Origin of the sequence: Mesorhizobium sp. M7A.F.Ca.CA.001.10.2.1, assembly GCF_003998575.1 — a bacterium.
Taxonomy (GTDB): domain Bacteria; phylum Pseudomonadota; class Alphaproteobacteria; order Rhizobiales; family Rhizobiaceae; genus Mesorhizobium.
The window spans coordinates 1-4,343 of record NZ_RZQY01000519.1 but is presented as its reverse complement, the minus strand read 5'-3'; the positions used below and the strand labels follow the sequence as shown (position 1 = coordinate 4,343).

Below are 4,343 nucleotides of genomic sequence, written 5' to 3'. Positions count from 1 at the left end.
CTTCAACGCCGAGCCGCGCGTCAATTACGACCGCATCATGCTGTCGCCGGTTCTGTCGGGCGAGAAAGCCTATGAGGAGATCATCATCCACGGCGACGGCTGGTACATCGCCAACAACATCACCCTCTACAAGGGCCACAAGATCATTGCCATCGACCGGACGGCAAAGACCGTTACTTCGGATCATGGTGTCACCGAGCCTTACGACAAGCTCGTCATCGCCACCGGTTCGGTGCCGTTCATCATTCCGGTGCCGGGCCATGATCTGCCGGGCGTGCTGACCTATCGCGACCTCGATGACGTCCAGGCGATGATGCTTGCCGCCCAGTCGCGCGCCAAGGCGGTGGTCATCGGCGGCGGCCTGCTCGGGCTGGAGGCGGCAGCAGGGCTGAACGCGCAAGGCATGGACGTCACCGTGCTGCATGTCATGCCGACGCTGATGGAGCGCCAACTCGATCCCGCGGCCGGCTATCTGCTGCAGCGTGCCGTGGAGCAGCGCGGCATCAAGGTGATCACCAAGGCCAACACACAGGCGATCACAGGCAACGGCAAGGTCGGGCAGGTGGAGCTTGCTGACGGCACCATTATCCCAGCAACGCTTGTGGTGATGGCCGTCGGCATCAGGCCGAATTCGGCGCTGGCGAAACAGGCCGGCATCGCTGTCAACAGGGGCATCGTCGTCGACGCCGGCATGCGCAGCAACGATCCCGACATCTACGCGCTCGGCGAATGTGCCGAGGTCAACGGCCAGGTCTATGGCCTCGTCGCACCGCTCTACGAGATGGCGCGGGTCACAGCCAGCCAGCTGGCCGGCAACGAGGCGGCGGCCTTCGTCCATATGGACACGCCGACCAAGCTCAAGGTCACCGGCATCGACCTGTTCTCGCTCGGCGACTTCGCCGAGGGCGAGGACCGCCAGGAGATCGTGCTGCGCGATGCGGCCGCCGGCGTCTACAAGCGCCTCGTCCTGAAGGACGACCGCATCATCGGTACCGTGCTCTATGGCGAGACGGCTGATGGAGCCTGGTTCAACGACCTCAAGAAGAAGCAGACCGATATTTCCGAAATGCGCGACACGCTCATCTTCGGCCAGTCCTACCAGGGGGGTGCCCCGCTGGACCCTATGGCGGCCGTTGCAGCCTTGCCGGATGATGCGGAAATCTGCGGCTGCAACGGCGTTTGCAAGGGAAAGATCACTGGCGCGATTACGGGGAAGGGCCTGACCTCGCTCGACGACGTGCGTGCCCACACCAAGGCGTCAGCCTCCTGCGGCTCCTGCACCGGGCTGGTCGAGAAGCTGATGGTGCTGACCATCGGCGACAAATACAATCCGGCGGCGGTGCAGCCGATGTGCGGCTGCACGACGCTCGGCCATGACGAGGTGCGCCGGCTGATCATCGCCAAGGGCCTGAAGACCATTCCCGCCGTCATGCAGGAACTGGAGTGGACGACCTCCTGCGGCTGCGCCAAATGCCGGCCGGCGCTCAACTATTATCTCGTCTGCGACTGGCCGGACGAGTACGCCGACGACTACCAGTCGCGCTTCATCAACGAGCGCGTCCACGCCAACATCCAGAAGGACGGCACCTATTCGGTGGTGCCGCGCATGTGGGGCGGCGTCACCAACGCGGCGGAGCTGCGCGCCATCGCCGACGTCGTCGACAAGTTCGAAATCCCGATGGTCAAGGTCACCGGCGGCCAGCGCATCGACATGCTCGGCATCCGCAAGGAGGACCTGCCGGCGGTATGGGCCGATCTCGGTCAGGCCGGCTTCGTCTCCGGCCACGCCTATGCCAAGGGGTTGCGCACGGTGAAGACCTGCGTCGGCTCGGACTGGTGCCGCTTCGGCACGCAGGATTCGACAGGGTTTGGCGTCCGCATCGAAAAATTCATGTGGGGCTCGTGGACGCCGGCCAAGGTCAAGATGGCGGTGTCGGGCTGTCCGCGCAACTGTGCCGAGGCGACCTGCAAGGATGTCGGCGTGATCTGCGTCGACTCCGGCTACGAGATCCATTTCGCCGGCGCGGCCGGCCTCGACATCAAGGGCACCGAGGTGCTGGGCCTGGTCAAGACCGAGGATGAGGCGCTGGAGCATATCGTGGCGCTGACGCAGATGTATCGCGAGCAGGGTCGCTATCTCGAGCGCATCTACAAATGGGCCAAACGCATCGGCATCCCCGAGATCAAGCGTCAGATCATGGACGATGGCGAGAAGCGCAAGGCTTATTACGACCGCTTCGTCTTCAGCCAGAAATTCGCCCAGGTCGATCCGTGGTCGGAACGCGTTTCCGGCAAGGACAAGCACGAATTCCGGCCGATGGCCTCGGTCGGGTTTGCGCAGGCGGCGGAGTGACAATCATGAACTGGATCGCCATCGGCTCTATCGCCGACATCCCCCGCCGCGGCGCGCGCTGCGTCGCCACCCCGGAAGGCAAGATCGCCGTCTTCCGCACCGCCGATGATCAGGTCTATGCCATCGACGACCATTGCCCGCACAAGGGTGGACCGCTCAGCCAGGGCATCGTGCACGGTGCGGCGGTGACCTGTCCCTTGCACAACTGGGTGATTTCGCTGGAGACGGGCAAAGCGCTCGGCGCCGACGAGGGCGCGGTGCGCACCATTCCGGTGCGGGTCGAAGGCGAACGTCTGTTCATCGCGCTGGAAGCGCTGGCCAGCCGCGCGGCCTGAACCATGGAGATTGAGGAAGCGCGCGAGGTGAGGACCACCTGCCCCTATTGCGGGGTGGGCTGCGGCGTGCTGGCGAAGGTCGCCGCGGACGGGCAGGTGTCCGTGCGCGGCGACCCCAACCATCCGGCCAATTTCGGTCGGCTCTGCTCCAAGGGCTCGGCACTGGCCGAGACCATCGATCTCGGCGGCAGGCTGCTTCATCCGGAGATCCATGGTCGCCGCGCCGGCTGGGACGAGGCGCTCGACCTGGTCGCTTCGACCTTCTCGCAGACCATCGCCCACCATGGGCCCGATGCGGTCGCCTTCTATGTCTCCGGCCAGTTGCTGACCGAGGACTATTATGTCGCCAACAAACTGATGAAGGGTTTTGTCGGCTCGGCCAACATCGACACCAATTCGCGCCTGTGCATGGCCTCCTCGGTCGCCGGCCACCGCCGCGCTTTCGGCTCCGACACCGTGCCAGGAACCTACGAGGATCTGGAACTGGCCGACCTGATCGTGCTGGTCGGCTCCAACCTCGCCTGGTGCCATCCGGTGCTCTACCAGCGCATCGCGGCTGCCCGGGAAAAGCGGCCGGAGATGAAGATCGTCCTGGTCGACCCGCGTCGCACCATGACCGCTGACATCGCCGATATGCATCTGGCGATCGCGCCCGATGGCGACGTCGCTTTGTTCACGGGCCTGCTCGCTTATCTCGGCCAGCACAATGCGCTCGACCGCGCCTACATCACGACGCACACGACCGGCTTCGGGCAAGCGCTTTTCGCGGCCTCCGCGCTCGACCTGGCCGGCGTCGCCGCCGCCACCGGCCTGAGCGAGGACGAGCTTGGCCGTTTCTACAGCCTGTTTGCGGCGACGGCGAAAACGGTGACGGTTTACAGCCAGGGTGTGAACCAGTCGTCATCCGGCACCGACAAGGTCAACGCCATCATCAACTGCCATCTCGCCACCGGCCGCATCGGCAAACCCGGAGCAGGGCCGTTTTCGGTGACGGGCCAGCCCAACGCCATGGGCGGCCGCGAGGTCGGCGGCATGGCCAATATGCTCGCCGCCCATATGGAGATCGAAAACCCCGACCATCGCGACCGTGTGCAGCGCTTCTGGAACGCGCCGGCCATTGCCGGAAAGCCCGGCCTGAAGGCAGTCGAGATGTTCCAGGCGCTGGCCGACGGGCGCATCAAGGCGCTGTGGATCATGGCCACCAACCCGGTCGATTCGATGCCGGACGCCGATGCCGTCGAAGCGGCGATCAAGGCGTGCCCTTTCGTGGTGGTGTCGGACGTGCTGGCCCGGACCGACACCGTCCGCCATGCCCATGTCCGGCTGCCCGCCGCCGCCTGGGGCGAGAAGGACGGCACCGTCACCAATTCAGAGCGCCGGGTGTCGCGCCAGCGCGCGTTTTTGGAGCTGCCCGGCGAGGTGCTGCCCGACTGGCGGATCGTCGCCGAGGTGGGCAAGCGGATGGGGTTCGGCGAGGCGTTTTCCTATGCGACGCCGGCGGAAGTTTTTGCTGAACACGCGGCGCTGTCGGGGTTCGAGAATGATGGTGTGCGGGACTTCGATATTGGCGTCTACGGCGGAGTTGATGGCGAGACCTACGCAACGCTTGAGCCGTTCCAGTGGCCGGCGCCCGGTCGTGCCGACCCCTTCTGGCC

General features: G+C 65.2%; 3 protein-coding genes. All 3 read left to right on the top strand.

The genetic code is table 11. The annotated features are described in order from the left end of the window. A partial coding sequence (gene nirB, locus EN964_RS26285; RefSeq protein ID WP_164775998.1) for a nitrite reductase large subunit NirB occupies positions 1-2,353 on the top strand: 2,353 nt, incomplete at its 5' end. A 5-nt stretch (positions 2,354-2,358) separates the two neighbouring features. Continuing rightward, positions 2,359-2,688 (top strand): nitrite reductase small subunit NirD, encoded by a 330-nt coding sequence (gene nirD, locus EN964_RS26280; protein ID WP_127267123.1) that lies wholly within the window; start codon positions 2,359-2,361, stop codon positions 2,686-2,688. Positions 2,689-2,691: 3 nt separating this feature from the next. Further along, positions 2,692-4,343 (top strand): molybdopterin-dependent oxidoreductase (locus EN964_RS26275; RefSeq protein ID WP_164775997.1); only part of this gene is annotated, 1,652 nt, incomplete at its 3' end.